We start from the raw sequence: 26,744 nt of genomic DNA, 5'->3' as shown, positions 1-26,744 counted from the left end.
CTGCATCAGAACGCGGCGATCCCGGTGATCGCGCGGCCGAGGATCAGCGCATGGACGTCGTGCGTGCCCTCATAGGTGTTCACCGTTTCAAGGTTGATCGCGTGGCGCAGCACGTGGAACTCGGCCGAAATGCCGTTGCCGCCATGCATGTCGCGCGCAACGCGGGCGATCGCCAGCGCCTTGCCGCAATTGTTGCGCTTGAGGATCGAGATCGTCTCGGGCGCCAGCGTCCCCTCGTCGAACATCCGCCCGGCGCGCAGCGCGCCCTGCAACCCCAGCGCGATCTCGGTCTCCATGTCGGCCAGCTTCAGCTGCACGATCTGGTTGGCGGCGAGCGGCCGGCCGAACTGCTTGCGGTCGAGCGTATATTGCCGCGCCGCGTGGAAGCACGCCTCGGCGGCGCCCATGCTGCCCCAGGCGATGCCATAGCGCGCGCGGTTGAGGCAGCCGAACGGCCCCTTCAGCCCCTGCACATGCGGCAGCAGCGCGTCCTCGCCCACTTCCACGCCGTCCATCACGATCTCGCCGGTGATCGACGCGCGCAGCGACAGCTTGCCCTCGATCTTGGGGGTGGAAAGGCCCTTCATCCCGCGCTCGAGCACGAATCCGCGGATCGCGCCGTCATGCGCGTCGCTCTTGGCCCACACCACCATCACGTCGGCGATCGGCGAGTTGGTGATCCACATCTTGGCGCCGGTCAGGCGATAGCCGCCGTCGATCTTCTCGGCGCGCGTCCGCATCCCCGCCGGGTCCGAGCCAGCATCGGGTTCGGTCAGCCCGAAACAGCCGACCCATTCGCCCGTGGCGAGCCTGGGCAGATATTTCTGCTTCTGTTCCTCGCTGCCATAGGCGTTGATCGGGTGCATCACGAGCGAGCTCTGCACGCTCATCGCCGAACGATAGCCCGAATCGACGCGCTCGACCTCGCGCGCCACCAGGCCATAGGCGACATAGCCCAGCCCGGCGCCGCCATAGGCCTGCGGAATCGTCGGCCCCAGCAGCCCCAGCGCACCCATTTCCGACATGATCGCGCGGTCGAACGTCTCGTCGAGATAGGCGCGGGTGACGCGCGGCAACAGCTCGCCCTGCGCGTAATCGCGCGCCGCGTCGCGCACCATCCGCTCCTCGTCGGTCAACTGCGCGTCGAGGCCGAACGGATCCTCCCAGTCAAAACGACCCATCTCTGCCATGTCTGTCCTTTCCTGATTCGTGCGGTCGCGCGGCCGTGCGCGCGTCTTATGGATTGGCCGGCGCACCGGCGGGGGCGGGCGCCGTGACGGGCGGGGCGCCGCGCGCGGGCAGCGGCAGCGCCGCGATCGCGGCGGCCTCGATCGTCGTCAGCGCGTGGCGCGCGGCGATATAGCGGCGCGCCGCCGCCGCCCAGCTTCCGGCATAGGCGGCGCCGGGCAGGTGCATCACTTCGGCCAGCGCCGCCTCGACCTGCCCGGCCTCCAGCGCGCGTTCGGCGCGCGCCAGCCGGTCGGCGGGGCGCGGGCTCGGCGAATCGGCCTCGCGCAGCACGACCAGGTCGGTCAGCAGCCGGCGGGCATGCGTGAACATGCCGTCGTCGGGGCCGCTCATCAGCCGCGGCTCCAGCGTCGACAGCGCCAGCCGCAGATCCTCGATCGAAACCGGATCGGCCGCGGCGTTCAGGATCGCGGCGACGGCGGCGGGCTCGCGCTCGCCGAAACGCTGGCGGAGCTGCGCCGCCAGCGGCCCCAGCGGGACGCCGCGGTCGAGTGCGCGGCGCACCGAAAGCGCGATCAGCAGCTGCTCGGCCCGGCTCGCCTGCGTCGCGGCGATGCGCGCGCTGCCCTCGATGTCGTGCAGCCGCAGGTCGAGCGCGTCGAGCCGCGCCGCCAGCGCCTGTTCGCGCGCGCCCAGCGTCGCCAGGTCCGATGCCGGCATCGCCGCGCTGCCCGCGGGCGGCGGCGCGGCCGGGGCGGCGAGCGCAGGGGTCGGGCGCGGCGCGGGCCGCTGCAACGGGCTCACCCCCAGTTGATAGGCGCCGAAGGTCACCGCAACCCCGGTGGCGAAGGAAAGGCCGCCGATGACGTAAAAGGCGCGCGCGCCGGGCCGGTCGGCAGGCGCCGTCGAAAGGGGAGCGTCGCTCATGCGCCCTTATTCCCCCGCCGGGCGCGCGCGGTCAATCGGCGAGCGTGCGCGCCAGCGCGATCAGCGTGTCGGTATCGGGCGACGGGGCGATTCGCACCGTCTGCCATCCGGGGCCGGCGGCACGCGCCGCCGCCTCGCTGATCGCCACCACCGCGATCGTCGGGCGCAGCGCCGCCGCCAGCGTCGCCAGCCGCGCCGCCGCGCGCGGCGACTGGACCAGCGCGACGCTTCCCGCCAGCACCGCGCGCCCCGCCGGACCGGGCTCGACCGGCTCGCTGGCATAGACGATGCGCGTGTCGGCGATGATCGGGTCGGCCACCGCGACATGCTCGCGCCCGGCAAGCCGCAGCGCGCGGCGCACGCCCGCGTCGCGGCATGCGGCGATCAGCGCGGCGGCGCCGTGCGCGCCGGTCATCGCCACGTCGAACCCCGCCGCCGCCGCCGCGTGCGCCGTCGCGCTTCCCACCGCATGCACCGGCAGGCTGCGCAGCGTCGCCAGCCCGGCGCCGCCGTGGCGCACCGCATTGGCGCTGGTCAGGATCAGCGCGTCGAACGCCGCAGGGTCGGGCGCGGTCCACGCGACCGGTCGCACCGCGAACAGCGGCACGCGCACCGCGGGCAATCCCGCTGCCTCGATCCGTTCGGCGAGCGCGGCATTGCCCGGCTCGGGGCGCAGCACCGCGATCGGGCGCGTCATCCGCCGAACAGCCGGCGGATGCTCTCGGGCGCGCGCGCGATCAGGTCGTCGGCCGCCGCTACCGAAACCGCGGGATCGAGCGGTGCCCCCTCGACCTGCGCGCTCACCTGTTCGCTGCCGTCGGCGGCGAACAGCTCGGCGCGCAGCGTCAGGATCGCGCCCTCGATCGTCGCCAGCGCCGCGACCGGCGAATGGCAATCGGCGTTGAGCGCGGCGAGCAGCGCGCGCTCGGCGAGCACGCAGGCATGCGTTTCGGGGTGGTCGATCGCGCCCAGCAACGCGCGCGCCGCGCCGTCGTCGCGCCGGCATTCGATCCCCACCGCGCCCTGCGCCGGCGCGCACAACATCGTGTCGAGCGGGATCGGCGTCCCCACATCGTCGCGCCCCAGCCGCGCGAGCCCGGCCGAGGCGAGCAGCGTCGCATCGGCCTCGCCCGCCGCCAGCTTGGCCAGCCGGGTATCGACATTGCCGCGGAACAGCACGGTGCGCAGGTCGGGGCGCAGCCGCCGGATCTGCGCGGCGCGGCGCGGCGAGCTGGTGCCGACGACGCCGCCTTCGCGAATCGCCGCGATCGACGGCGCGCCGACCAGCCGGTCGCGCACATCGGCGCGCGGCAACATCGCCGCGATCGCGATCGCCTCGGGGCGGATCGTTTCGACGTCCTTCATCGAATGGACCGCACAGTCGATCTCGCCGGCCAGCAGCGCGCGGTCGAGTTCCTTGGTCCACAGCGCCTTGCCGCCGATCTCGGCCAGCGCGCGGTCCTGCACCTTGTCGCCGGTGGTGCGGATCACGACGATCTCGAAATCTTCGGGCGGCCGGCCATGCGCGGCGGCCAGCGCCGAACGGACCATATTGGCCTGGGTGAGGGCGAGCGGCGAGCCGCGGGTACCAAGTCGAAACTGTGCCATGGCTTGTGCTAATGCCCCTTCGGTCTAGATGGATGCAATGGCACTCATTCTCGGACTTGAATCGAGTTGCGACGAAACGGCCGCCGCGCTGGTGACCGGCGATCGCACCATTCTGGCGCACAAGCTTGCGCGGCAGGAGGAATTTCACCGCCCCTATGGCGGCGTCGTCCCCGAAATCGCGGCGCGCGCGCATGTCGAGATGCTCGGCCCGCTCGTCGAATCGGCGCTGGCCGAGGCGGGGGTGACGCTCGCCGATGTCGATGCGATCGCCGCGACCGCCGGTCCCGGGCTGATCGGCGGGGTGATGGTCGGACTCGTCACCGGCAAGGCGCTCGCGCTCGCTGCGGGCAAGCCGCTGATCGCGGTCAACCATCTCGAAGGCCATGCGCTGTCGCCGCGGCTCGGCGATGCCGCGCTCGACTTTCCCTATCTGCTGCTGCTCGTCTCGGGCGGCCACTGCCAGTTGCTGCTCGTCGAAGGCGTCGGGCGTTATCGCCGGCTCGCCACCACGATCGACGACGCCGCGGGCGAGGCGTTCGACAAGACCGCCAAGCTGCTCCAGCTCGGCTTCCCCGGCGGTCCCGCGGTCGAGGCGGCGGCGGCGCGCGGCAATCCGCGCGCGGTGCCGCTGCCGCGCCCGCTCGTCGGCTCGGGCGAGCCGCATTTCTCGTTCGCCGGGCTCAAGAGCGCGGTGGCGCGTGCGGTGAACGATTACAGCGCCGAGGATCTCGCCGCGTCGTTCCAGCAGGCGGTGGTCGATTGCCTGGTCGATCGCACGCGGCGCGCGCTCGGCGGCGTGCGCCCGACCGCGCTCGTCGTCGCGGGCGGCGTCGCCGCGAACAAGGCGGTGCGGACCGCGCTCGAGGCGCTGGCGGCCGAACATGGGCTGCGCTTCGTCGCGCCGCCGCTGTGGCTGTGTACCGACAATGGCGCGATGATCGCCTGGGCGGGCGCCGAACGCTTCGCCCAGGGGCTCACCGATCCGCTCGACACGCCGGCGCGGGCGCGCTGGCCGCTCGATCCGGATGCGGAAAAGGTGCGCGGGGCAGGAGTGAAGGCATGAGGATCGGCGTGATCGGCGGCGGCGCCTGGGGCACCGCGCTGGCGCAGGTGGCGGCGCGCGGCGAGCGTCCCGTCACGCTCTGGGCGCGCGAGCCCGAGGTGGTCGACGGCGTCAACCGCGACCATGAAAACCGCGCTTTCCTTCCCGGCGTCGCATTGTCGCCGGCGATCCGCGCGACGGCCAGCCTCGGCGATCTCGCCGGGTGCGACGCGCTGCTCGTCGTCGCGCCCGCGCAGCATGTCCGCGCGGTGCTTGCCGAAACTGCGGTGGGGACCACGCCGCTCGTGTTGTGCGCCAAGGGGATCGAGGCGGGGACGCGGCTGCTCGTCGGCGAGGTGGCGCGCAGCGTCGCGCCGCAGGCGCCGATCGCGGTGCTCTCCGGCCCGACCTTCGCGAACGAGGTGGCGGCGGGCAAGCCCACGGCGGTGACGCTTGCGTGCGAGGATGCGGACTTGCGCACGCGGCTGATCGAACGCCTCGGCGCGCCTGCCTTCCGCCCCTATGCCTCGGCCGATGTCGTCGGGGCAGAGATCGGCGGTGCGGTGAAGAACGTGCTCGCCATCGCCTGCGGCGTCGTCGAGGGCGCGGGGCTCGGCCTCAACGCGCGCGCCGCGCTGATCGCGCGCGGCTTTGCCGAAATGACGCGCTTCGGCCTCGCGCGCGGCGCGCAGGCGGAAACGCTCACCGGGCTGTCGGGGCTGGGCGACTTGGTTCTCACCTGCTCGTCGACCAACTCGCGCAACTTCTCGCTCGGCGTCGGGCTGGGGCAGGGGCGGCGCGCCGCCGATCTGCTCGCCGATCGCCGGACGGTGGCCGAAGGCGCCTTCACCGCGCCCGTGCTGCGCGAGGCGGCGGCCGAGGCGGGGGTCGACATGCCCGTCACCGCCGCGGTCAACGCGCTGCTCGAAGGGGCGCCGGTCGCCCAGGTGATCGACGCGCTGCTCAGCCGTCCGCTCAAGGCCGAGGCGGTCTGAGCTGCATCGTCGTTTTTTCTCAATGACTTAGGGTGAACTTGCCGGCCGGCCGACAAGTTGTTGCACCCTAAACTTCCTAAACTTCGGGCTCAGAAATCGACGGCGATTCCCTTGAGCTCCCAGTCGCCATAGCGAACCGGGTCCTTGCCCAGCGGGTCGTTCTCCGGCCGCCGTGCCGGTTCGGGTGCCGGCACCGGCGGGCTCTTGGACAGATATGCCGGCGGCGTCACATGCTCGGGTCGCTTGCCCATCGGGATTGCCTTCCTTGGTTGCCCATCCCACATCGACACCCGAAGGAGCTGGGTCAAGTGAACGGGTTCAAGACGGTGATGCTGCTGGCGGCGCTGACGGCGCTGTTCATGGCATTGGGCTACACGCTCGGCGGTACCGGCGGCGCGGTGATCGCGCTGCTCGTCGCTGCGGCGATGAACCTGTTCACCTTCTGGAATGCCGATCGCATCGTGCTGTCGATGCACGGCGCGCAGGAGGTCGACGGCCGCACCGCGCCCGAACTGGTCGGCATCGTCCATCAGCTCGCGGCGCGCGCCGGATTGCCCGCGCCGCGCGTCTATCTGATCGATTCGCCGCACCCCAATGCGTTCGCCACCGGGCGCGACCCCGAACATGCCGCGGTCGCCGCGACCACGGGGCTGCTCGCGCTGCTCGATCGTGACGAGGTCGCCGCGGTGATGGCGCACGAACTGGGGCATGTCCGCAACCGCGACACGCTCATCATGACGATGGTCGCGACGATCGCGGGCGCGATTTCGATGATCGCCAATTTCGGCCTGTTCTTCCGCGATTCGGAAGGGCGCGGACCCGGGCTCGCGGGGCTGCTCGCGGTCCTCGTCGCGCCCTTTGCCGCGATGATCGTCCAGCTCGCGATCAGCCGGACGCGCGAATATGGCGCCGACCGGGCGGGGGCGGAGATCTCCGGCAATCCGCGCGCGCTCGCCTCGGCGCTTGCCAAGCTCGCGCAAGGGGCGCAGGCGGTGCCCAGCCCCGTCGCCGAACGCGTGCCGGCGGCGGCGCAACTCTATATCGTTCCGGGCCTGACACGGGGGGACAGCTTGTTTTCGACGCACCCGGACACCGGGAACCGCATTGCCGAACTCGAACGGCTCGCCGCCGCGATGGGCGCTCCCCGGGTGCAGCGCGCGCCCGAATGGCCCAGCCGGCCCGGCGCGCTTCCCGTCGCGCCGCGCCCGGGTTCGGGAATACCGCGCACGCGACGCGGTGCCAGCGCGCTCGATCCGCTGTCGCGGCGCTGACCCTTGGCCCGTCCCGTGCCTGCCAAGGCGACGCCCCCCGGCGTCCCCGCCCGCCGCGCCGCGCTGCGGCTGCTCGATGCCGTGCTGCGTCGCGGCCTCGCGCTCGAATCGGCGCTCGACGCCGCTGCCCAGGGGCTCGCGCCCAATGACCGGGGCCTCGCCCACGCCATCGCCGCCGAGGCGCTGCGCCGGCTGGCCGATCTCGACGCGCTGATCGATTCGGCGACGCGTCAGCGGCTGCCCGACGATGCCAAGGCGCGCTTCGCGCTTCGCATCGCGCTGGTGCAGGCGATCGCGCTCGGCACCCCCGGCCACGCCGCGATCGCCACCGTGTTGCCGCTCGTCGACGGCGGCCCGCGCAAGCTCGTCCACGGCGTGTTCGGCACGTTGATGCGCCAGGGCGTGACGCTGCCCGAAGTGCCCGCGCTTCCGGCGGCTGCGGTCGAACGCTGGACGCGCCATTGGGGCGCTGCGACGGTCGCGGCGGCAGCCCGCGCGATTGCGGTGCCGCCGCCGCTCGATCTGACGCTCCGTCCCGGCGCGGCAGCGCCCGGCGAGGGGACGGCGCTGCTTTCGGGCCATTGTCGCCTGCCGGCGGGGCAAGATGTTCCCGCGCTCGCCGGTTTCGCCGAGGGCGACTGGTGGGTTCAGGATCTGGCCGCGTCGCTTCCTGCCCGGCTGATCGGCGCGGGCGCCGGGTCGGCGCTCGACTTGTGCGCGGCGCCCGGCGGCAAGACGCTGCAGCTCGCCGCGGCGGGCTGGGCGGTGACCGCGGTCGATATTTCCGAAGCGCGGCTGGCGCGGCTCCACGCCAATCTCGAACGGACCGGGCTCGCCGCCCGCGTCGTCGCGGCCGACCTTCTCCGCTGGGCACCCGAAACGCCTGCCGATGCCGTGCTGCTCGATGCGCCGTGCAGCGCGACGGGCATTTTCCGGCGTCATCCCGACGTGCTGCACCGCGTCCGGCCCGCGCTGATCGCCGAAATGGCGGCGCTTCAGGCCCGGCTTCTCGATCGTGCGGCCGGCTGGGTGCGGCCGGGCGGCGTGCTCGTCTATTCGACCTGTTCGCTCGAGCCCGAGGAAGGCGAGGCCCAGCTCGCGCGCTTCCTGGATGCGCATCCCGATTTCGCACTGCGGCCGGTTCGCGCCGACGAACTGCCCGGCGGGATTGCGCCGCGCGCGGACGGTGCCGTGCGGTTGTTGCCGGGGATGCTCGCCGAACAGGGTGGGCTCGACGGCTTCTTCATCGCGCGTTTCGAACGTCGCGCGGGCTAGCGGCGGGCGGGGCCGCGCGATTTTTGTTTCATGTGAAACGGCATCGCCCCGCCCGAATCCGTAACGTCAGTCTCCGCATTCCCCGCCAAGTTGCAGACTTTGCATGTGAAAACGACGCGCTGCGCAAGTCTCGCCCCCTATAATTGAGCTGACCGTCGCGAGGCGATGCGGGCGCCTGCCGCCCTTCCTCCTCCGGCGACGATGGGCGGGGCCGTAACCCGCGATGCGTTCCATCTCAGGGGAGGATGAAGCTCATGTTTGGCTTACGACTGGGCGCGTCGGCGCGCCACGATGCAATGACCCTCGCCGAGGCCGCCGGCGCCTCGATTTTCCAGAACGCCTATGATCCGATGCACGTCATCCGCAACGGCATCCTCGTCGAATGCAATCCGGCCTTCGAACGCGTCATGGGCTATCGCCGCGACGAGATGATCGGCAAGTCGCCCGTCGTGCTCTCGCCCGAACGCCAGCCCAACGGCCGCACCTCGGCCGATCTCGCGGTCGAGGTGATCGGCAAGGCGATGCAGGAGGGCCGCAACCGCTTCGAATGGATGCACGTCGCCAAGGACGGCAGCCCCGTTCCGGTGATCGCCACGCTGATCCGCGACGTGCTGCATGGCGAGGAGGTGCTCGTCTCGATCCTCCAGGATCAGACGACACAGCGCGACATGATCGACCAGCTTTCGGCCGGCCTCGCCGCGCTCGCCGACGGCGATCTCAGCCACCGGCTGACCCGGCCCTTCATCGCCGAATATGAGGCGTTGCGCGAAAACTATAACCGCTCGGCAGAGGGGCTGACCACCCTGATCGGTGCCGCGGCCGCCAGCACGCAGACGATCGCGTCGGGCGCCGCGGAAATCGCGCGCGCCTCCGAGGATCTGGCGCGCCGCACCGAAAGCAATGCCGCCAGCCTCGAACAGACTTCGGCGGCGATGGCGCAGATCGAGGCGCGCGTGCGCGGCGTCGCGGCGACGGCGGTCGAAACCGCCGAACGCGCCACCGCCGCGACCGGCGTGGTCGAAACCGGCCGCAGCACCGCCGAGCAGGCGGTCGAGGCGATGCGCCGCGTCGCCGAAAGCGCCGAGGGGATCGACGGCGTGATCGAGGGACTCGACAAGATCGCCTTCCAGACGCGCGTTCTCGCGATGAACGCCGCGGTCGAGGCCGGTCGTGCGGGGGAGGCGGGCCGCGGCTTCGCGGTCGTCGCCGATCTCGTCTCCGCGCTCGCGATGCGCGCCGAGGAGGAAGCCAAGCGCGCCCGCGACCAGCTCACCGTGACGCAGAGCCAGGTGCGCTCGGCGGTCGCGGCGGTGCAGAATGTCGACGCGGCGCTCACCGATATCCGCGGCAATGTCGGTGCGTTCGAACAGTTGCTCGGCACGATGGTCCGCGACAATCAGGCCCAGGCGTCGGCGGTCACCCAGATCACCGCCGCGATCGGGACGATGGACCGCGCGACTCAGGAAAATGCTGCGATGGTCGAGGAAACCTCGGCTGCCGCGCGCAACCTGCTCAACGAGGTCGACGTGCTCAACGACCAGTCGTCGCGGTTCCGCCTTGCCGCGGCACCGTCGCCGGCGTTCCGGGCGGCGCCGGCCGTTCGCCGCATGGCGGCACCCGTCCTCCACTGACGCGCGCCTTCCGCCCGGCGGCCGGATGCTGCCGGGCGGCGGCCGATCAGTGTTCGCGGAACGACGACCAGAAACTGCCGATCAGCGGTTCGAGCGCATAGTCGAGCGCGGTGCGGCGGCGCAGCGGGATCAGCACCTCGACCGGCATGCCCGCGCGCAGGCTGAAATCGGCCCCGCGCACCTGCCGGATCAGCGCGAGCTGCGAAGCGGGCACCAGCACCTCGGCGGTGAAATAGCTCTGTCCCGACTTCTCGTCGGTGAAGGCGTCCGCCGAAAGCCGCGTCAGCCGTCCTTCCAGGTTGGGCAGCGTCCGTTCGTGGAGGCCGGGGAACTTGACGAGCGTGCGCATTCCCGGCCGCAGATCGTCGGCATCGTCGGGCGCGATCCGCGCCTGCACGCGCAGCTCGCGCTGTTCGGGAACGATCTGCATCAGCTTCTGCCCCGGCGAGATCACGCCGCCGGGCGTGAAGACCGAAAGCCCGACCACCGCGCCCGTGGCGGGTGCCCGGATGCGCGTGCGCTCGAGCTGGTCGCGCGCCGCGGCCCAGCGCGGCAACGCCTCGCCCAGCCGGATGTCGACGTCGCGCAGGTCCGATGCGGTGCGTTCGCGAAAGCTGCGTTCGGCCTCGAGCGCCTGGATCTGGCTCTCGCGGGCGGCGCCGCGCGTCTGCGCCACGCTGGCGCTGTACTGGCCGCGCTGTCCCTCCAGTTCGGCGCGGGCGCGCTCCAGTTCGCGCATCCGCGTCTGCGAGACGAAGCCGCGGTCGGCGACCGGGCGCAGCGCAGCGATCTGTTCGTTGATGATCCGCAGCTGTTCGCGCGCCGCCACGGCCTGTTCGCCATAGCCGCGCCCCTGTTCGCCCGACTGCGCGGCGCGTTCGGACAGCGCACCGCGCTGCGCCGCCAGCACCGCCCGCCGCGCGTCGAGTTCGGTCTGCTGCATCCGCAGCGCAAGCGCGGCCTCCGCCTGGTCGGCACCCCGATAGGTGGCGAATTCGGCGGGGGCGGTCACGTGCGCATCGCCCAGTTGCTCGGCCTGCAGCCGCGCGCGCTGCGCGAGCAGGCGGATCGCCTGTGCCGCCAGCCCGCGTTCCTGCGCCTGCACCTCGGCGGCGGCGAGTTCGATCAGCAACTGGCCGCGCACCACGCGCTGCCCCTCGCGGACATGGATCGCGCGCACCACGCCGCCGTCGCGGTGCTGCACCGCCTGCGGCTGGCCCGCGACCTCCAGCACGCCCGAGGCATAGGCGGCGGCGTCGAGCCGCACGAATGCCGCCCAGCCGAGGAACAGGATGAAGAACAGCGCGCCGATCGCGATTCCGATCCGGATCTCGCGCCGCGGTTCGCCCATCTGGACAAGCGCCTGCGCGGCGGGGGCCGCAACGATCGCGCCGCCGTCGGCGGCGGGGGGCAGGGTGATGGCCGTCATGCTTTGCTCGCCGGTTGCTGGATGACACGCCGCGTCGGCGGCGGCGGGGCGATCTTGGGCAGAACCTCGTCGCGCGGGCCGAACAGCGCAACGCGGCCGTCGCGAAGCACCAGGATGCGGTCGACCACGGGCAGGATGCCCAGCTTGTGCGAGACGATCAGGATCGTCTTGCCTTCGGCCTTGAGCGCGCCGAGTGCCGCGACCAGCGCGGCGTCGCCTTCGGCGTCCAGATGCGCGTTGGGCTCGTCGAGCACGAGCAGCGCGGGGTCGCCGAACACCGCGCGGGCGAGCGCGATGCGTTGCGCCTGCCCCGCCGAAATGCCGCGCCCGCCCAGCCCCAGCCGGTGGTCATAGCCCTGCGAGAGATGGCGGATCAGCGGGTCGGCGCCCACCTTCTCGGCGGCGGCGACCACCGCGGCGTCGATCGTCGCGCGGTCGCCGCCGGTCTCGCCCGAAAAGCGGGCGATATTCTCGCCCACCGTTCCCGCGAACAGCGCCGAATCCTGCGGCAGATAGCCGATATGGCGTGCCAGCCGCTCGGGATCCCAGTCGCGCGTGTCGGCACCGTCGATGCGCACCACGCCGCGATCGGGCGTCAGCGCGCCGGCAATCGCGCGCGCCAGCGTCGACTTGCCCGCACCGCTGGGGCCGACGATCGCGATCAGTTCGCCCGGCTGGATCGCGATCGAGATGCCGCCCAGGATCGCGCCGTCGCGCGCATCGTTGAGCACGGTCAGCCCTTCCAGCGTCAGCGCCCCGCGCGGCGGCGGAAGCTGGGTCGGGATCATGGTCTGCGCAGGTCCGGCAAGCAGTTCGGCGAGATTGGCCTGGCTCTGGCGCGCCTGGACGATCGTGCGCCAGGTGCCGATCAGCTGCTCGATCGGCGCCAGCGCGCGGGCGATGAGGAAGGACGAGGCAAAGATCGCGCCGCCCGAAATCTGGTTGTTCACCGCCAGCAGCGCGCCGAGCCCCAGCGCGAGCGACTGCAGCGCCATCCGCGTGAACTTGGTCGCGGTCAGAAAGCTGCCGCCGGCAAAGCTCGCCTCGGTCTGCGCGGTCAGCATCGCCTCGCGCTGACGAAGCTGGCGCGCCACCAGCGCGCGGCGCATCCCCAGCGCCCGCACGCTGTCCGCCGCGCTCAACAGCGCGTCCTGGCTGGCATAGGATCCGCTGGCGATCGCCTGGGCGCGGTCCAGGCGCGCGCGCGTATGGCGCTCGTTGGCCCAGGCGAGCAGCGGCAGGATGGCGCAGCCCAGGATCGCGACGCCGCCGATCGCGGGATGCACCAGGAAACAGACAAGGATGTAGATCGGCATCCACGGCGCATCGAACAGCGCCAGCACGGCGGGGCCGGTCAGCCCGGCGCGCATCGTGTCGAAATCGCGCAGCGCCTGGCGCGCGGTCGGCAGGTCGGGCTGGCCCAGCGTCGCGTCGAGGATGCGCGGCGCCAGAATCGTGTCGAGCCGGATTCCCGCCCGCACCAGCAGCCGCGCGCGGACCCGGTCGAGCAGCGCCAGCGTCGCCAGCGCGAACAGCAGCACCATCGTCAGGAACAGCAGCGTCTGCATCCCGCGCGTCGGCACCACGCGGTCATAGACCTGGAGCATGTAGAGCGTGGGGGCGATGTAGAGCAGGTTGACGAGCGCGCTGAACGCCGCCGCTGCAATGAAATGGGGGCGGCACTGCGTCAGCGCCGCCCGGAGTATGGCCGATTCGGCCGTCTTCGTCATGCGAGTGCATTCCTGTCGCGTGCTGCGCGGCCCGGACGACCGCGCAGCACGGGCTGACAATGATCAGCCGGTCGAGTCAATCGGTCAGAAGCCGTGCGAAAGATCGACCAGCTTCGGCCCCGATTCGAACAGGCCCGACAGCACGCCGCCGCTCAGGCTGCCGCCAAAGCCGGGGTCGTTGCTCGTATAGCCGTCGGGCGCGCCGAAGGTGACGGCCTTCACGTCGTGGACACCCAGCAGCGTCACGCTGGTGCCGCCGGTGAAGGTCAGCGTCAGGTCGGCGATCCCGTCGCGGTTGACGTCGCTCACCGTCGATCGGGTCAGGCTGATCCCGTCGAGGATGATCTGGTCTTCCGCGGTGTTGAAGTCGGTGATCGTGTCGCTGCCTTCGCTGCGACCGAAGTGGAAGCTGTCAGCCCCGGCACCGCCGGTCAGCGTGTCGTTGCCCGCGCCGCCGAGCAGGATGTCCCGCCCGTCGCCGCCGAACAGCTTGTCGTTGCCCGCCCCGCCATAGATGCGGTCGTTGCCGGCATCGCCGTACAGCGTGTCGTCGCCATTGTTGCCCGACAGCACGTCATGGCCGTCGCCGCCATAAATGGTGTCGTTGCCCAGGCCGCCGTCGATCAGGTCGTGGCCGCCCATGCCATAGAGCGTGTCGTTGCCGGCGTTGCCGTACAGCGTGTCCTCGCCCGCGGTGCCGGTGATCGTGTCGGCATAGATGGTGCCGATCCGCGTCACCCCGTCGGCGATGGCGGTCACCGTCACCGAAACCATCGCCGTGCTCACCATGCCATGGCCGTCGGTGATGGTGTAGGTGAAGTGGTCGACGAACTTGCTCCCCGGCGCGAGCACGTCGAAGATGTCGCTGTCGGCCGAATAACGCAGCGTCTGCGTCGTCGGGTCGAACGCGATGCTCCCCAGCGTCCCCACCGTGTCGATGTCGACGATCGTCAGCGTCTGGCCGGCGTCCGGATCATGGTCGTTGCCGAGCAGCGCCGCCCACAGATTGCCCGTGGTCGCGTCCTCGTCGACCTTGATGCCGTCGGCCTCGGCCACCGGCGCCTCGTTGACGTCGCCAACGAGCACGTTGAAGCTCGCCTCGCTCGCCAGCCCATGCGCGTCGATCGCCTTGCCGACGATCGTGTAGCTGGCCGCGGCTTCGTGATCGAGCGGCTGGGTGGTGGTGACGATGCCGGTCTTGGCATCGACGGCAAAGCGGCCGCCGGCATCGTCCGCCAGCGCGTAATGGATCGCGTCGCCATCGGGATCGCTCGCCGAAAGCTTGCCGACCACGGTGCCCGCGGGCAGGTTCTCGTCGACGCTCGCATGGCTCAGCGCCAGGCCGGTCGGCGCCTCGTTGACGTCGTTGACCTGGACGGTGAAGCGCGCCTCGCTCGCCAGCCCGCCCGCATCGGTCGCCTTGCCGGCGATCGTGAAGCTCGCCGCCGCCTCATGGTCGAGCGCGACGGTGGTGGTGACGATGCCCGTCTTGGCGTCGACCGCAAAGCGACCGCCGGCATCGTCGGTCAGCGTATAGGTCAGCGCCTCGCCGTCGGGATCGGTCGCGGCGAGCGTGCCGACGACGCTTCCCGCCGGCAGATTCTCGTCGACGCTGGTGCCGTTGAGCGTCAGCGCGCCCGGCGCCTCGTTGACATTGTCGACCGCGACGGTGAACCCCGCCTGCGTCGACAGGCCGGTCTGGTCGGTGACCTTGGCGACGATGGTCAGGCTCGCGACCGCCTCATGGTCGAGCGCGACGGTGGTGGTGACGATGCCGGTCTTGGCGTCGACCGCGAAACGCCCGCCGGCATCGTCGATCAGCGTATAGGTCAGCGTGTCGCCCGGCGTGTCGGTCGCCGAAAGCGTGCCGACGACGGTGCCCGCGGGCAGGTTCTCCGCGACGTGCGCGTTGCTCAGCGCCAGCTGGGTCGGCGCCGTTGCGAACGACAGCAGCGCCACCTGCGGATCGTGGTCCGACGGGCGGTTGCCGCCGAATTCGGCATTGATGTGCACCGAATCGATCTGCGCGTTCTTCAACAGCCCGGCGGTGACGAGGATGTTGTCGATCTGCTGCGCATTGCCCTCGAACATATAGCTGTACCGCTCCTCGGCGGGCATCAGCGAGTTGAGGTTGGTGAGCACGCCGCCCTTGGCCGGGTCGGTGAGCTGCGTCTGCGCGTCCTCGAAGTAAAAGCCGTTCCAGTCGCCGAGCACCGCGATGTTGAGCGACGGATCGGCGGCGAGGTGGTCGTTGACATAGGCCTTGACCCCCGCCGCCTGCGCGGTGCGTGCGGCATCGCCCGCATTGGCCGCCGGCTGGTTGTTGCCCCACAGCGGATCGCTGCCGCCACGCGAGGTGAAGTGGACGTTGATCGTGGTGATCTTCTGCCCCGCGAACTCGAACTGCGCGACCAGCGGCTTGCGGCTGCCGTTATAGGCGGCGCCGTCGATCAGCTCGGCGCTGCCCTGGACATAGGACACGCGGTCGAGATTGTAGAGATAGCCGCTGCGGATGTTGCCGTTGGGCTCGCCGCCGGTCGAATTGGGCGTGGTCGGGGCGATCTCGATATAGGCATAATGCAGCCCCGACGCGGCATAGATCGCGTCGATCAGCCCCTTGGCCGTCACCGTGCCGGACAGGTCCGACCCCGTGCCCGCGCCGTCGGCGTCCTGGATCTCCTGCAGCGCGATGATGTCGGGCGCGCGCAGGTTGTTGACGATGTCCTTCGCCAGGATGTCGAACTTGTTGTCCGACGCATCGAGATTCTCGACATTGTAGCTTGCGATCGACAGGTGCGTGGCATCGCCCTGCAACGCGGTCTGCTCGCGCTCGATCGTGACGTCCTTGGTCACCGTCACGGCATCGGTGACGAGCACTTCATAGTTGCTGAAGGCATAGTTGACGATGCCGGTGACGCTGCTCAGCTGGTCGCCGATCGAATAGCCCGGCTTGTATCCGGCAAAGATGGCGCTGTCGTCGTCGAGCTGGATCTTCTCGGGGTTGTAGTCGCCCGCCGAGATGGTGATGCCGCCGCGGTCGTTGACCCCGGTCGCCCCATGGCCGAGCGACGCGACCACGTCGGTCTCGCCGTAATTGTTGGTGTTCGACACGACCTGCGGCGTCTCGATCGTGACGCGCATGCCCTCCAGCGATTCCCAGAAATCGATGCCGTCATGCGCCGGGTCGAAATTGGTCAGGTGGTCGCTGTCGATCGCCTGGCTCGGCGGCAGCACGCCGTGCTCGCCGATCAGCACCGCCGCGGGCAGCGCGTTGCCGCTGCTCTCCACGGTCACCTTGGGCGCGGTGATCTCCGTGACGCTCAGGCTCTTGGCGTCGGCGGCATATTCGGTGACGGTGCCCTGCACCGACACGCCGTCGCCCACCGCCACCTTGGGCGCGGTGCTCGTGAAGACGAAGATCGCGTCCGACGTGCGCGAATCACCGTCGCCCACCGCCGACTGGAGGTAGAAGCCGTTGCTGTCGACCGCGGTGACGATGCCCGTCGTCACCACCGTCTGCCCGACATAGGCAGAGACATGGCCGGCGCCCTGGATCTCGCCGATCGAAAGCGACACCGAATCGTCGTTGACGATCGTGCCCGTCGCCTGCGCGACATCGACGACGACATTGCCCGTCGTCGCGCCCAGCTTCACCGTCAGCGTCTCGTTGCGTTCGCTCAGCGTATCGCCCGCGACCGGCACGACGATCTGCTTGCTATATTCGCCCGCCGCGAAGGTGACGGTGCCCGAAAGCACCGCGCCCGGGGCCAGATCGGCGGCGTCCGCGGTGCCGTTGAGCAGCACCTGATAGTCGACGCTCGCCGCGCTCGCGCTGCCGCCGGCGCGATGCACCGTGAACACCATGTTGGTGGTGCCGCTGTTGCCTTCGGTCACGCGCGCGTCGTCGATGCGCAGATGGCCCGGGCCGGTCGCCGACAGGATCGTCTGGCCGTCGTTGAGCGAGCCGAAGCTGTCGGCCGATGCCGGCGCCCAGGTAAAGTCGCCCGCGCTCGAACCCGCGCCCTTGAGCTGGAGCGAGAAGCCGGCGCCCGGAGCGGGCTCCTCGGCGACGCCGATGTCGGTGCTCGTCACGCCTGCGGCCGGGGTGCCGGCGGCGGCGGTGAAGGTGCCTTCATACGACAGCAACTGGATCACCTTGCCGTCGGGCGCGATCAGCGCCACGCCGTCGGCGGCGCCGTTCTGCAGCCCCGCGCGCGGAAAGGCGAGCGCGCCAAAGCCGTTGCCCTCGTCGTCGATCACGCCCGAAAGCGTCAGCGTGTCATAGACGGGCGCCGCATCGGGCGTGTTGGTGCCGTTGTAGAAGACGAGCTTGTACCCGGTCAGGTCGGTGCCCGCGGTGCCCGCGATCTCGATGCCCTCGCCGACATCGGTGCTGCTGTTGTCGTAATGGATCTCGTTGATGAACACATTGGCCGGGCCGGCGGGCGGCGCGGCATCGTCGTTCACGATCGTGCCCGTCGCGGCGGCCTTGGTGATCGACGCGCCGCCCGTCGCACCGCTCAGCGTGACGGTGAAGGTCTCGTCGGCTTCGAAGCTCGTGTCGCCGGCGACCGGGATGCGGATCTCCGCCTTGGTCTGCCCGTCGGCGAAGGTCACCGTGCCGGTGGTGGCGGTGCCGCTGGCCAGGTCGGCGGCATTGGCCGGGTTGGCGCCCGTGCCGAAGCCGATCGACCAGGTCGCGCTCACCGCGCCGGTGCTGCCCGCGTCGCGCGTGACGGTGAACACCAGGTCGCGCGTGCCGCTGTCGCCTTCGGTCACGGCCGCGTCGGCGATGCTGAGCGTCCCCGGCGTCACCGGCGTCGCATTGGCAAAGGTCTGGCCGACGTTGACGCCGCCCGGCGTGTCGTCGTTGATCAGCGCCCAGGTGAAGTCGCTCGCCTTGGTGCCGCTGCCGACCAGGCCGATCGACGTGCCGTTCTTGGTACCGTCCTCGTACACGCCGACATTGGTGCTGGTCATGCCCGCCGCGGGGCCGTCGACGGCGGTGAAGGCGCCCTCATAGCTGATGAACTGCACCACCGCGCCGCTCGCATCGACCAGTGCGATGCCGTCGGGCTCGGTCGCGCCCGTCGAGCCGCCGTTCTGCATGCCGTTCGCCGGCAGCGCGAGCTGAACCGTGCCGAAACCGTTCTGCTGGTTGGGCAGCGCCCCGTTGAGCGAATAGGTCGCATAGACCTTACCCGAGGTGGGATTGCCGTTGTACAGCACCACCTTCCAGCCGGTCAGGTCGGCGCCTGCCGCGCCGGCGATCTCGACGAACTCGCCGACATCGGTGCCGGCATTGTCGTAGTGAAACTCGTTGATGAAGACGTTCGTAGCCATCGCGTGCCCCCTGCAGGATGCCGCGCGCTGCCTTCGAGTGCTCGAACGCCCCCGTCTGCAACGCGCGGATTGAAACGAACCCGGGGGCTAGGCGGGGTGCATGACATGATTGTTTCAATCGCGGCACTTCCGTGCCGAAAGGTGCATTTTGCGGTAACCAATTTTCTCGGTCAGCAAAAACAGTCGCTTAGCGGAAATTGTGCAGTAAAGCGGGGTCGTGCCGGTGCCAAAACGGGGCAGCCGGGACGACAGGCGCGTCTGCGTCAGCCTGCAATCACGGCCCGGTCGAGGTCGCTGCGCGTCGCCGCGGCGAGGAATTGCCCGACGGGGCGCGGCGGCGAGAACAGATAGCCCTGGATCAGCGTACACCCCATCGCGCGCAGCGTGGCGAGCTGGCGCGCGGTCTCGACGCCTTCGGCGACGCACAGCAGGTCGAGCGTCCGGCACAGCTCGACGACGCTCATCGCGATCGACCGGCTGCCGGGATCGTCGAGGTCGTTGATGAAGCTGCGATCGAGCTTCACCTTGTCGAGCGGCAGGCGGTGGAGGTTGCTCAGGCTTGACTGGCCGGTGCCGAAATCGTCGAGCGCGATCTTGATGCCGTTCGCGCGCAGCCCGCGCAGCGCCTGGATCGCGGCCTCGGTGTCGCGCATCACCGCGGTTTCGGTGACCTCGATCCACAGCCGCGCCGGATCGACGCCGCTGCGCGCCACCGCATCGACGATCGCGGCCATCGTCGCGCGCGAGGTCAGGTCGCAGGCGGAGATGTTGACCGAAAGCGAGATCGTGTCGGGCAACCGGGCCAGCAGCGCGAGCGCGCGGCGGACGATCACCAGCGTGATGCGGTGGATCAGGCTGCTGCGCTCGGCGATGGTGATGAACGCGGTCGGGCTCACCGGCCCCAGCCGCGGGCTGTCCCATCGCGCCAGCACCTCGCCGCCGATCATCTGCCCGGTGCGGGCATCGACGATCGGCTGGACATGGATGTCGAGCTCGTCGTCGAGCACGCAGGCCTGCAGCTCGACCTCGATCGCCTGCTCGTCGCGCACCGCCTTTTCGAGTTCGGGGGTGAAGGTCACGATCGTCCCCGGCCGCTGGCGCTTGGCGTGATACAGCGCGTGGTCGGCGCGTTCGGCAAGCGCGCGCGCGCTCGTATCGGCTTCGGTGAGCGACGCGAGCCCGATCGACGCGCCGACGCTCATCTGCCGGTCGCCCAGCCGCACCGGCAGCGCCACGGCGTCGCACAGCCGCTGCGCCAGGATCTCGCTCGCATGCGGGTCGATCCGCGTGATCATCGCGAACTCGTCGCCGCCCAGGCGATAGATCATCGCCTGCGCCCCCGCCGTCGTCTGCAGCCGCGAGGCGACCTCGGCAAGCAGCTCGTCGCCGACATGATGGCCGAAGGTATCGTTCACCGGCTTGAACCGGTCGAGGTCGATGATGCCGACCGACATCTGGCCGATACGCGCCCCGCCGTCGATCGCGCTGTTCAGATCGGCATAGAATCGGCGGCGGTTGGCAAGCTGCGTCAGGCTGTCGGTCATCGCGATCTGGCGGTTGGCCTCGTTCAGCCGGACGAGTTCGGCATGCTGCCGCGCCAGCTCCTGCCGCGCGCCGATCTCGCTGCGAAAGCTGCCGAACGCGTTGAACAGCACGCGCATCAGCACCGCGAGCACCAGCAGCACGTTGACCGTGATCGGCGCGAACGCCCAATGCTGCTGGTCGAGCACGTCGATCCAGAACGCCGGCAGCACGCACACCGCAACCACCACCGCGGCCTGCGGCAACGGCGTCAGGCAGAAGATGCAGCCGATCACCGTGGTCGACACATAGAGCGCGACGTGCGCGTGCTCATAGATCCCGCCATAGCGCGACAGCATCGACGACCAGATGACATAGGCCGTGCCGAACACCGCCGCGAGCACGGTCAGCGTGCGCAACAGCCGCTGCGCGCGCACAGGGTCGACGATCGGGCGCGAGCGGCTCCAGTAGATCAGCCGCGCCAGCGTCGCCCCGAACAGCACCAGAGGCACGCTGAAGGTGAGCAGCGGCGGCGCCAGGCTGGCATGGGTGATCGCGATCGCCAGCGAATTGATCAGCAACAGGCCATAGAGCAGCGGAATCTGCCGGCGCAGTTGCTCCGCCTGGGCAAGCGCCAGCGTCGGATCGTTCCCGATCTCCGCAAACCACAGGAAAAGCCTACGCACGAAATCCGCTCCCGATTCAGCAACATCACCCTTGCGCCGCCCGGGTTAACCGCTCCTGCGAAGCCGCCCCTGTAGAAATACGGGAAATCGCTGCAGACCGTCTCACTCGGCCGCGATCGCCTCGACATGCGGCCGCCCCGGCGCGTCGCCGTCGTGATTGCCGAAATAATGATGCACCTCGGGGCGGTTCTTGCGCCGATCGACCGCGACCGGCGTCGCCCGGCGGCGGCGTTCGAAACGGAACGCGCCCGCGCGCTCGGCAAGTGCTGCCACATCGCCCGAAAGATGGTTGGTCGCGGCCGACGTCTGCTCGACCATTGCGGCATTCTGCTGCGTCGCGCGGTCCATCTCCTGCATCGCGCGGGCGATCTCGCTCACCGACGCCGACTGCGCGCCGTTGAATGCGCTCAGCTGGCCGAGCAGGTCGTGCACCGTCACGACGTCCTGCGAGATCGCCATGAACGCCTCGTCGGTCTCGCGGACGGCGCCTGCCGCCACGGCGATCTCGTCCTGCGTGCTCGTCAGCAGCTCGCGGGCGCGGCGCGCCTCTTCCTCGGCGCGCATCGCCAGCGCGCCGACCAGGTCGGCGACGACGGCGAAGCCGCGGCCCGCCTCGCCTGCGCGCCCCGCCTCGACGGCGGCGTTCATCGCCAGCACGCGCGTCTGGAACGAAATCTTGTCCAGCCCCTCGATCACATGGTCGATGTTGCGCGCGCGGTCGTTCACCCGGTCCATCGCCTGTACCGCGCGATCGGCCTTGGCGCGGCCCGTCTCGACACAGGCGATCGCCTCGTCGGCGCGTGCCACGGTGTTGCGGGCGACGGTCATGCCCTCCTCGATCTGGCGCTCGATCTGCTGCAGCGAACCCGTTGCCTGCGCGATGTTGTTCGCGGTCACCTCGGTTCGCGTCGCCAGGTCGCCCGATGCGTCGGCGATCTCGCGCGCGCCCTGGCGAATGCCGTCGGCGCTTTCGCTGACCAGCTGGATCATCTCGCGCAGCGCACCCACCGCCTGGTTGATGTCCTCCTTCAGCACGGCATAATCGCCGGGCAGGTCGTCGGTGACGAACTGGGTCAGGTCGCCCTCGCGCAGCGCCATCAGCCCCTTGCTCAGCGCGGCCGTGACATGCCTCTGCTGCGCCAGGTGCTGCGCATCGGCCTCGGCGCGCGCGACGCTCGTCTCGTGGAACGCGGCAAAGGCCTTGGCGATCTCGCCGATCTCGTCGGCATGGTCCTGATAGGGCACCGTCTCCGATTCACCCGCGGCAAGCCGGTGGGCGACCTCGCCCAGCGTCGCGACGGGCCGCAGCACGCGCCGCTGCATCGTGATGAAGAAATGCCCGGCAAGCACGGCCAGTGCCAGCCCCACCAGCGCCGCGATCGTCAATGCCAGCGTGAATTCGTGCGCCGCCTCCTGCTTGATGGCGGCCTGTTCGGTGGTCGCGCGCTGGACGAGCGTGTCGATGGCGGCGCGATGGCGCGCATAGCCGGCGGAGAGCTGGGCATAGCTTTCGCGCGCGGTGCGCACGTCGCCGGCGGTCATCGCGGGGATGAACCGGTCTTCCAGTTCGCGCCAGAAGCCGTCCGCCGCCGGCGTGGCGCGCTCGATCAGCAGTTGCTTGAGCGGCGCGGGCAGCGGCGATTGCTTCCAATAGGCGATCCGTTCGTCGTCATAGCTGCGGTGCAGCGCGGCCAGCCGCCGTGCGCCGTCCTGGACCCGGCCGGGATCGTTCAGGATCAGCGTCGCCTCCAGATAGGGTTCGATGATATAGGCCGGCGGCGGCAGGATATCGGCGATCAGGTCGGCATTTTCCTGCTGGGCCTGCTCGACCGCCCCGCCGATGCGGATACGGTCGAGCCGCCAGGCGGCGAGCGACCCGCCGACCACCAGCAGGATCATCATCGCCAACGCACTTTTCCGGACGAACGCAGAGATACTCATTCGTGATTCCTCAACCCAGGAATCGCGGACGCAAACCTCCCCCTCGCTGGCGGTCGCGCGAACAAATCTGCCTCATTGTAGAGGCGTCGGCGTTGCCGAAGGCCGACGCCATGGCTCGCGGAAACTACCTAGTCGGCACGCCCTTGCGCGGCGGCGGGGGCGGGGCGGTGCCGGCCTGTTCCACGTGGATCACCGCTCCGGTTCAAATCACGCCGGTCGCGCGTGCCGTCTGGGCACGGTCAGCACTCGACGACGTTCACCGCCAGCCCGCCCAGGCTCGTCTCCTTATATTGCGAGCGCATGTCCTCGCCCGTCTGGCGCATCGTCTCGATCACGGCGTCGAGCGAGACGATATGCGTCCCGTCGCCGCGCAGCGCGAGCGCGGCGGCGTTGATCGCTTTCACCGCGCCCATCGCATTGCGCTCGATACAGGGAATCTGCACCAGCCCGCCGATCGGGTCGCAGGTAAGGCCCAGATTGTGCTCCATGCCGATCTCGGCGGCATTCTCGATCTGCGCGTTCGATCCGCCCAGCGCCGCGGTCAGCCCCGCCGCTGCCATCGAGCAGGCGACGCCCACCTCGCCCTGGCACCCCATTTCGGCGGCCGAGATCGATGCGCGCAGCTTGTACAGGAAACCGATCGCCGCCGCGGTCATCAACAGCGTGCGGCTCCCCTCGCGCGTCGCGTCGGGGCAGAAGGTCTCGTAATAGTTGAGCACCGCCGGCAGCACGCCCGCGGCGCCGTTGGTCGGCGCGGTGACGACGCGGCCGCCCGCGGCATTCTCCTCGTTGACGCTCAGCGCGTACAGGCTGACCCATTCGAACACCTGGGCGGGGCTCGCCGTCGCCGCCGCGCCCAGAGCTGTCTTCAACGCCTGCGCGCGGCGCCGCACGTTCAGTCCGCCGGGCAGCGTTCCCTCCTGCCGGCACCCCCGCGCGATACAGTCGAGCATCGCCTGGCGCACGCCGTCGACAAAGGCTTCGGTCTCGCTGCGCGCGCGGAACGCGTCCTCGTTGCGCCACATGATCTCGGCGATCGTCAGCCCGGTCTCCGCGCCGATCGCCAGCAGCTCGGCACCCGATCCAAAGGGGTGGGGGAGCGTCAGGTTGCGCTGGCCGGGGCCCTGCTCGGCCTCGCCCTCGACGCGGATCGCGCCGCCGCCGATCGAATAATAGACGCGTTCGATCGTGCTGCCGTCGGCATAATCGGCGCGGAACCGCATCGCATTGGGGTGCGCCTCCAGGAACACGCCCGTCTCGAAACGCAGGTCGTCGTCCGCGTCGAACGGCACCGCGCCGATTCCCGCCAGCCGCAGCGTCCGCTCGACGCGGATCTGCGCGACCTGCGCCGGCGCGGCATCGGGGTCGACCGTCTCGGGCTGCCATCCGGCGAGGCCCAGCAGCACCGCCACATCGGTGGCATGGCCGTGGCCGGTCAGCGCCAGCGACCCGTAAAGCGTGCAGCGCACGCGCTGCGGCAAACCGGTCGCGGTGGCGATGGCGGCAAAGGCGGCGGCGGCGCGCATCGGCCCCACCGTGTGCGAGCTCGACGGGCCGATGCCGATCGTGAACAGGTCGCGGACCGAAAGCGGCGCGGCGGCCGGGGCGAATCGCGAAGACAAACGGGGCACTCCTTCCAGGCCGGCCGTGCCGGCGGTTCGGATGCCCCCTCTGTCCTTTTGCCTGAGATCGTTATCCCGTCGGCGGGCGCGGGGCCTTGCCCTGCCTCTCTCCAGAGTATGTCGGTCAGCCGGTCCTTTTGCCTGAGAGTTTCCGGGGCGGTTGCTCCTTCGGCGCCGGCTGTGCCGGTCTCTCCCGTTCTGACCGTCACTTGATCGGGGGGATTGCGCGGCCAGTCAACCGCCTGCGGCACCGTGGTGCGACGGCCCGAATGGCGTCGCGGGCGGCTTGGCGTTATGGGGGGCGCATGCTCCGACTTTCCGAACTGCGACTGCCGCTGGGACACCCCGCGGAGGCTCTGCCGGCCGCCATCCTCGATCGCCTCGGCATTGCGGCCGACGATCTGATCGAATGGACGATCGCGCGGCGCGCCAACGACGCGCGCCGCAAAAGCGCGATCCAGATGGTCTATTCGATCGACCTCGTGCTCCGCGACGAGGCGGCGGTGCGCGCGCGCTTTGCCGGCGACCATAATCTGAAGCCGACGCCCGACACCGCCTATCGCCTCGTCGCGCATGCGCCCGCCGACTATGCCGGCCCGCGCCCGGTCGTGATCGGTGCCGGGCCTTGCGGGCTGTTCGTGGCGCTGGTGCTCGCGCAGATGGGGCTGCGACCGATCGTCCTCGAACGCGGCAAGGTGGTGCGCGAACGCACCAAGGACACCTGGGGGCTGTGGCGGCGCGGCGTCCTCGATCCCGAATCGAACGTCCAGTTCGGCGAGGGCGGTGCGGGCACCTTCTCCGACGGCAAGCTCTACAGCCAGATCAAGGATCCGCGCCATCTCGGCCGCAAGGTGCTCACCGAATTCGTCAAGGCGGGTGCGCCCGAGGAGATCCTGACCGAGGCGCATCCGCATATCGGCACCTTCCGCCTCGTCTCGATGGTCGAGAATATGCGCGCGACGATCGAATCGCTCGGCGGCGAATATCGCTTCGGCACGCGCGTCGAGGATTTCGACATCGCGACCGCACCCGACGGTTCGCGGGCGCTGCGCGGGCTTCATCTTCACGACGGCGGCTATCTCGCCGCGACGCATGTCGTGCTCGCGGTCGGGCATAGCGCCCGCGGCACCTTCCAGGCGCTTCACGATCGCGGCGTCTATATGGAGGCCAAGCCCTTCTCGATCGGCGTGCGGATCGAGCATCCCCAGAGCTGGATCGACCGCGCGCGCTACGGCAATTGCGCGGGCCACCCCGATCTCGGCGCGGCGGCCTATGCGCTGTCGCATCACTGCAGCAACGGGCGCACCGTCTACAGCTTCTGCATGTGTCCCGGCGGGCGCGTCGTCGCCGCCACCTCCGAGCCGGGGCGCGTCGTCACCAACGGGATGAGCCAGTATTCGCGCAAGGAGTTCAACGCCAATTCGGGGCTCGTCGTCGGCATCGACCCCGACCGCGACTATCCCGGCCATCCGCTCGCCGGCATCGCGCTTCAGCGCCGGCTCGAATCGGCGGCGTTCGTCGCGGGCGGCGGCACCTATCAGGCGCCGGGGCAAAAGGTCGGCGACTTCCTCGCCGGCCGTGCGTCCGAAAGCTTCGGTGCGGTGATCCCCTCGTACAAGCCCGGCGTACATCTCACCGACCTCGCGCAGGTGCTTCCCGACTTCGTCGTCGCCGCGATGCGCGAGGCGCTGCCCGTCTTCGGTCGCCAGATCGCGCGCTATGACGATCCCGATGCCGTGATGACGGGGGTGGAGACGCGAACCTCGTCGCCGGTGCGGATCACGCGCGGCCGCGATCTGCAAAGCCTCAACACCGCCGGCCTTTTCCCGGCGGGAGAGGGCGCGGGCTATGCGGGCGGCATCCTTTCGGCGGGTGTCGACGGGATCAAGGTCGCCGAAGCGGTCGGACAGGCGCTTCTCGGCTGAGTCCGGCGCGCGATTCGCCGCCGATTCGCGCGGCGATTCGCCCGGACGGCCATCTGGAAAGCCTCAAACAAACCTTCCAAACCGATGGAATGGCTTGGAAAAACGTCGAAAACCGGGGTCGCTGTCCGAAAACCGCAACAAAAGTGAAAAAGCGTGTTGACGGGTTTGGAGGTGGCCCATATATGCCGCTCCACCGACGCGGTGCTCTTCACTGAACGGCGCGGCGGTCACCGAAAATCAGGCGCATGGGTCGCCCCGAGAAAAAGGGGAATGACGGTGCGTCGGTTTTTGTCGCTCTTTGACATTGTGATTTTGATGAAGGGACATGTGGGCGGCGGCTCCGGGTTCCGGCGGCTTCTAGGCGCTGGGTACTCGGTAAAAGCTTAAGCCGTTTCGCATAGTCCTTACACGTTTCCATACGTGAAGATTTGTGCAGGAACGGCTCCTGGAAATGAGCTGCTTCTGCCTCGCACATTCCGGCGGGGTAGGGGTGGAACATCAAACTTGAGAGTTTGATCCTGGCTCAGAACGAACGCTGGCGGCATGCCTAACACATGCAAGTCGAACGAAGGCTTCGGCCTTAGTGGCGCACGGGTGCGTAACGCGTGGG

17 protein-coding genes, 1 rRNA gene and 1 riboswitch are annotated in these 26,744 nt (G+C 70.0%); of the genes, 7 read left to right on the top strand and 11 right to left on the bottom strand.

Annotated elements, in window-relative coordinates:
- Nucleotides 1-5: 5 nt before the first annotated feature.
- Genes ACT3CF_RS00090 through hemC form a run of 4 tightly spaced genes read right to left on the bottom strand, consistent with a single transcriptional unit; the run spans nucleotide 6 to nucleotide 3,723 of the window.
- A complete protein-coding gene (locus tag ACT3CF_RS00090; protein WP_478419679.1) occupies nucleotides 6-1,190 on the bottom strand; it encodes an acyl-CoA dehydrogenase in 1,185 nt (394 codons plus the stop codon).
- A 46-nt stretch (nucleotides 1,191-1,236) separates the two neighbouring features.
- Nucleotides 1,237-2,115: a hypothetical protein gene (locus ACT3CF_RS00085; RefSeq protein WP_478419678.1), complete on the bottom strand. Its 879-nt coding sequence runs from the start codon at nucleotides 2,113-2,115 to the stop codon at nucleotides 1,237-1,239.
- Nucleotides 2,116-2,146: 31 nt separating this feature from the next.
- Nucleotides 2,147-2,812, bottom strand: a complete 666-nt coding sequence (locus ACT3CF_RS00080; RefSeq protein WP_478419677.1) for a uroporphyrinogen-III synthase — start codon at nucleotides 2,810-2,812, stop codon at nucleotides 2,147-2,149.
- Nucleotides 2,809-3,723: a hydroxymethylbilane synthase gene (hemC, locus tag ACT3CF_RS00075; RefSeq protein ID WP_478419676.1), complete on the bottom strand. Its 915-nt coding sequence runs from the start codon at nucleotides 3,721-3,723 to the stop codon at nucleotides 2,809-2,811. Before hemC ends, ACT3CF_RS00080 begins: the two co-directional genes overlap by 4 nt.
- Nucleotides 3,724-3,760: 37 nt before the next feature.
- On the opposite strand from hemC, the gene tsaD reads away from it, so the two are divergent.
- Both tsaD and ACT3CF_RS00065 read left to right on the top strand, forming a co-directional pair.
- Nucleotides 3,761-4,786, top strand: coding sequence for a tRNA (adenosine(37)-N6)-threonylcarbamoyltransferase complex transferase subunit TsaD (gene tsaD, locus ACT3CF_RS00070; protein WP_478419675.1), 1,026 nt, complete (start codon nucleotides 3,761-3,763; stop codon nucleotides 4,784-4,786).
- Nucleotides 4,783-5,760, top strand: coding sequence for an NAD(P)H-dependent glycerol-3-phosphate dehydrogenase (locus ACT3CF_RS00065; RefSeq protein WP_478419674.1), 978 nt, complete (start codon nucleotides 4,783-4,785; stop codon nucleotides 5,758-5,760). Before tsaD ends, ACT3CF_RS00065 begins: the two co-directional genes overlap by 4 nt.
- 89 nt (nucleotides 5,761-5,849) lie before the next feature.
- On the opposite strand, the gene ACT3CF_RS00060 is transcribed toward ACT3CF_RS00065, so the two are convergent.
- Nucleotides 5,850-6,011, bottom strand: a complete 162-nt coding sequence (locus tag ACT3CF_RS00060) for a DUF1674 domain-containing protein (RefSeq protein ID WP_478419673.1) — start codon at nucleotides 6,009-6,011, stop codon at nucleotides 5,850-5,852.
- Between the two features lie 57 nt (nucleotides 6,012-6,068).
- On the opposite strand from ACT3CF_RS00060, the gene htpX reads away from it, so the two are divergent.
- The 3 genes from htpX (at nucleotide 6,069) to ACT3CF_RS00045 (ending at nucleotide 9,937) form a co-directional block, all read left to right on the top strand.
- Nucleotides 6,069-7,031 (top strand): zinc metalloprotease HtpX, encoded by a 963-nt coding sequence (gene htpX, locus ACT3CF_RS00055; RefSeq protein ID WP_478419672.1) that lies wholly within the window; start codon nucleotides 6,069-6,071, stop codon nucleotides 7,029-7,031.
- A 3-nt stretch (nucleotides 7,032-7,034) separates the two neighbouring features.
- Entirely contained in the window at nucleotides 7,035-8,306 is a 1,272-nt protein-coding gene (locus ACT3CF_RS00050; RefSeq protein ID WP_478419671.1) for an RsmB/NOP family class I SAM-dependent RNA methyltransferase, read from the top strand.
- Between the two features lie 245 nt (nucleotides 8,307-8,551).
- The gene (locus ACT3CF_RS00045; RefSeq protein WP_478419670.1) at nucleotides 8,552-9,937 is read left to right on the top strand and encodes a methyl-accepting chemotaxis protein; all 1,386 of its coding nucleotides are present in this window, start codon (nucleotides 8,552-8,554) and stop codon (nucleotides 9,935-9,937) included.
- Between the two features lie 46 nt (nucleotides 9,938-9,983).
- Here the strand turns inward: ACT3CF_RS00045 and ACT3CF_RS00040 are convergent, their stop codons facing one another.
- From ACT3CF_RS00040 to ACT3CF_RS00015, 6 genes are all read right to left on the bottom strand, one after another.
- Nucleotides 9,984-11,366 carry an HlyD family type I secretion periplasmic adaptor subunit gene (locus tag ACT3CF_RS00040; protein ID WP_478419669.1) on the bottom strand — a complete coding sequence of 461 codons (1,383 nt, stop codon included), beginning with the start codon at nucleotides 11,364-11,366 and terminating at the stop codon, nucleotides 9,984-9,986.
- On the bottom strand, nucleotides 11,363-13,096 hold the full coding sequence (locus ACT3CF_RS00035; RefSeq protein ID WP_478419668.1) for a type I secretion system permease/ATPase: 1,734 nt from the start codon (nucleotides 13,094-13,096) through the stop codon (nucleotides 11,363-11,365). The genes ACT3CF_RS00040 and ACT3CF_RS00035 overlap by 4 nt, the downstream gene beginning before the upstream one ends.
- Before the next feature lie 84 nt (nucleotides 13,097-13,180).
- Nucleotides 13,181-18,439: a cadherin domain-containing protein gene (locus tag ACT3CF_RS00030; RefSeq protein ID WP_478419667.1), complete on the bottom strand. Its 5,259-nt coding sequence runs from the start codon at nucleotides 18,437-18,439 to the stop codon at nucleotides 13,181-13,183.
- A 263-nt stretch (nucleotides 18,440-18,702) separates the two neighbouring features.
- On the bottom strand, nucleotides 18,703-20,646 hold the full coding sequence (locus ACT3CF_RS00025; protein ID WP_478419666.1) for a putative bifunctional diguanylate cyclase/phosphodiesterase: 1,944 nt from the start codon (nucleotides 20,644-20,646) through the stop codon (nucleotides 18,703-18,705).
- A 102-nt stretch (nucleotides 20,647-20,748) separates the two neighbouring features.
- A complete protein-coding gene (locus ACT3CF_RS00020) occupies nucleotides 20,749-22,587 on the bottom strand; it encodes a methyl-accepting chemotaxis protein (RefSeq protein ID WP_478419665.1) in 1,839 nt (612 codons plus the stop codon).
- 239 nt (nucleotides 22,588-22,826) lie between these two features.
- Nucleotides 22,827-24,209, bottom strand: a complete 1,383-nt coding sequence (locus tag ACT3CF_RS00015; RefSeq protein WP_478419664.1) for an L-serine ammonia-lyase — start codon at nucleotides 24,207-24,209, stop codon at nucleotides 22,827-22,829.
- Between the two features lie 120 nt (nucleotides 24,210-24,329).
- Nucleotides 24,330-24,415, bottom strand: a riboswitch (glycine riboswitch).
- A gap of 99 nt (nucleotides 24,416-24,514) precedes the next feature.
- Between ACT3CF_RS00015 and ACT3CF_RS00010 the strand changes: the two genes are divergently transcribed.
- Nucleotides 24,515-26,134, top strand: coding sequence for an NAD(P)/FAD-dependent oxidoreductase (locus ACT3CF_RS00010; RefSeq protein WP_478419663.1), 1,620 nt, complete (start codon nucleotides 24,515-24,517; stop codon nucleotides 26,132-26,134).
- A 500-nt stretch (nucleotides 26,135-26,634) separates the two neighbouring features.
- A 16S ribosomal RNA gene (locus tag ACT3CF_RS00005) occupies nucleotides 26,635-26,744 on the top strand; the annotation flags it as partial.

The sequence above is a fragment of the Sphingomonas chlorellae genome (genome assembly GCF_056485145.1).
This window is presented reverse-complemented; position numbering and strand designations above follow the sequence as displayed.

Excerpts from the sequence above, each read along its gene's own strand:
- ACT3CF_RS00090 (WP_478419679.1), bottom strand. The coding sequence starts at position 1,190 with ATGGCAGAGATGGGTCGTTTTGACTGGGAGGATCCGTTCGGCCTCGAC.
- ACT3CF_RS00085 (WP_478419678.1), bottom strand. The coding sequence starts at position 2,115 with ATGAGCGACGCTCCCCTTTCGACGGCGCCTGCCGACCGGCCCGGCGCG.
- ACT3CF_RS00080 (WP_478419677.1), bottom strand. The coding sequence starts at position 2,812 with ATGACGCGCCCGATCGCGGTGCTGCGCCCCGAGCCGGGCAATGCCGCG.
- hemC (WP_478419676.1), bottom strand. The coding sequence starts at position 3,723 with ATGGCACAGTTTCGACTTGGTACCCGCGGCTCGCCGCTCGCCCTCACC.
- tsaD (WP_478419675.1), top strand. The coding sequence starts at position 3,761 with ATGGCACTCATTCTCGGACTTGAATCGAGTTGCGACGAAACGGCCGCC.
- ACT3CF_RS00065 (WP_478419674.1), top strand. The coding sequence starts at position 4,783 with ATGAGGATCGGCGTGATCGGCGGCGGCGCCTGGGGCACCGCGCTGGCG.
- ACT3CF_RS00060 (WP_478419673.1), bottom strand. The coding sequence starts at position 6,011 with ATGGGCAAGCGACCCGAGCATGTGACGCCGCCGGCATATCTGTCCAAG.
- ACT3CF_RS00045 (WP_478419670.1), top strand. The coding sequence starts at position 8,552 with ATGAAGCTCATGTTTGGCTTACGACTGGGCGCGTCGGCGCGCCACGAT.
- ACT3CF_RS00040 (WP_478419669.1), bottom strand. The coding sequence starts at position 11,366 with ATGACGGCCATCACCCTGCCCCCCGCCGCCGACGGCGGCGCGATCGTT.
- ACT3CF_RS00035 (WP_478419668.1), bottom strand. The coding sequence starts at position 13,096 with ATGACGAAGACGGCCGAATCGGCCATACTCCGGGCGGCGCTGACGCAG.
- ACT3CF_RS00030 (WP_478419667.1), bottom strand. The coding sequence starts at position 18,439 with ATGGCTACGAACGTCTTCATCAACGAGTTTCACTACGACAATGCCGGC.
- ACT3CF_RS00020 (WP_478419665.1), bottom strand. The coding sequence starts at position 22,587 with ATGAGTATCTCTGCGTTCGTCCGGAAAAGTGCGTTGGCGATGATGATC.
- ACT3CF_RS00010 (WP_478419663.1), top strand. The coding sequence starts at position 24,515 with ATGCTCCGACTTTCCGAACTGCGACTGCCGCTGGGACACCCCGCGGAG.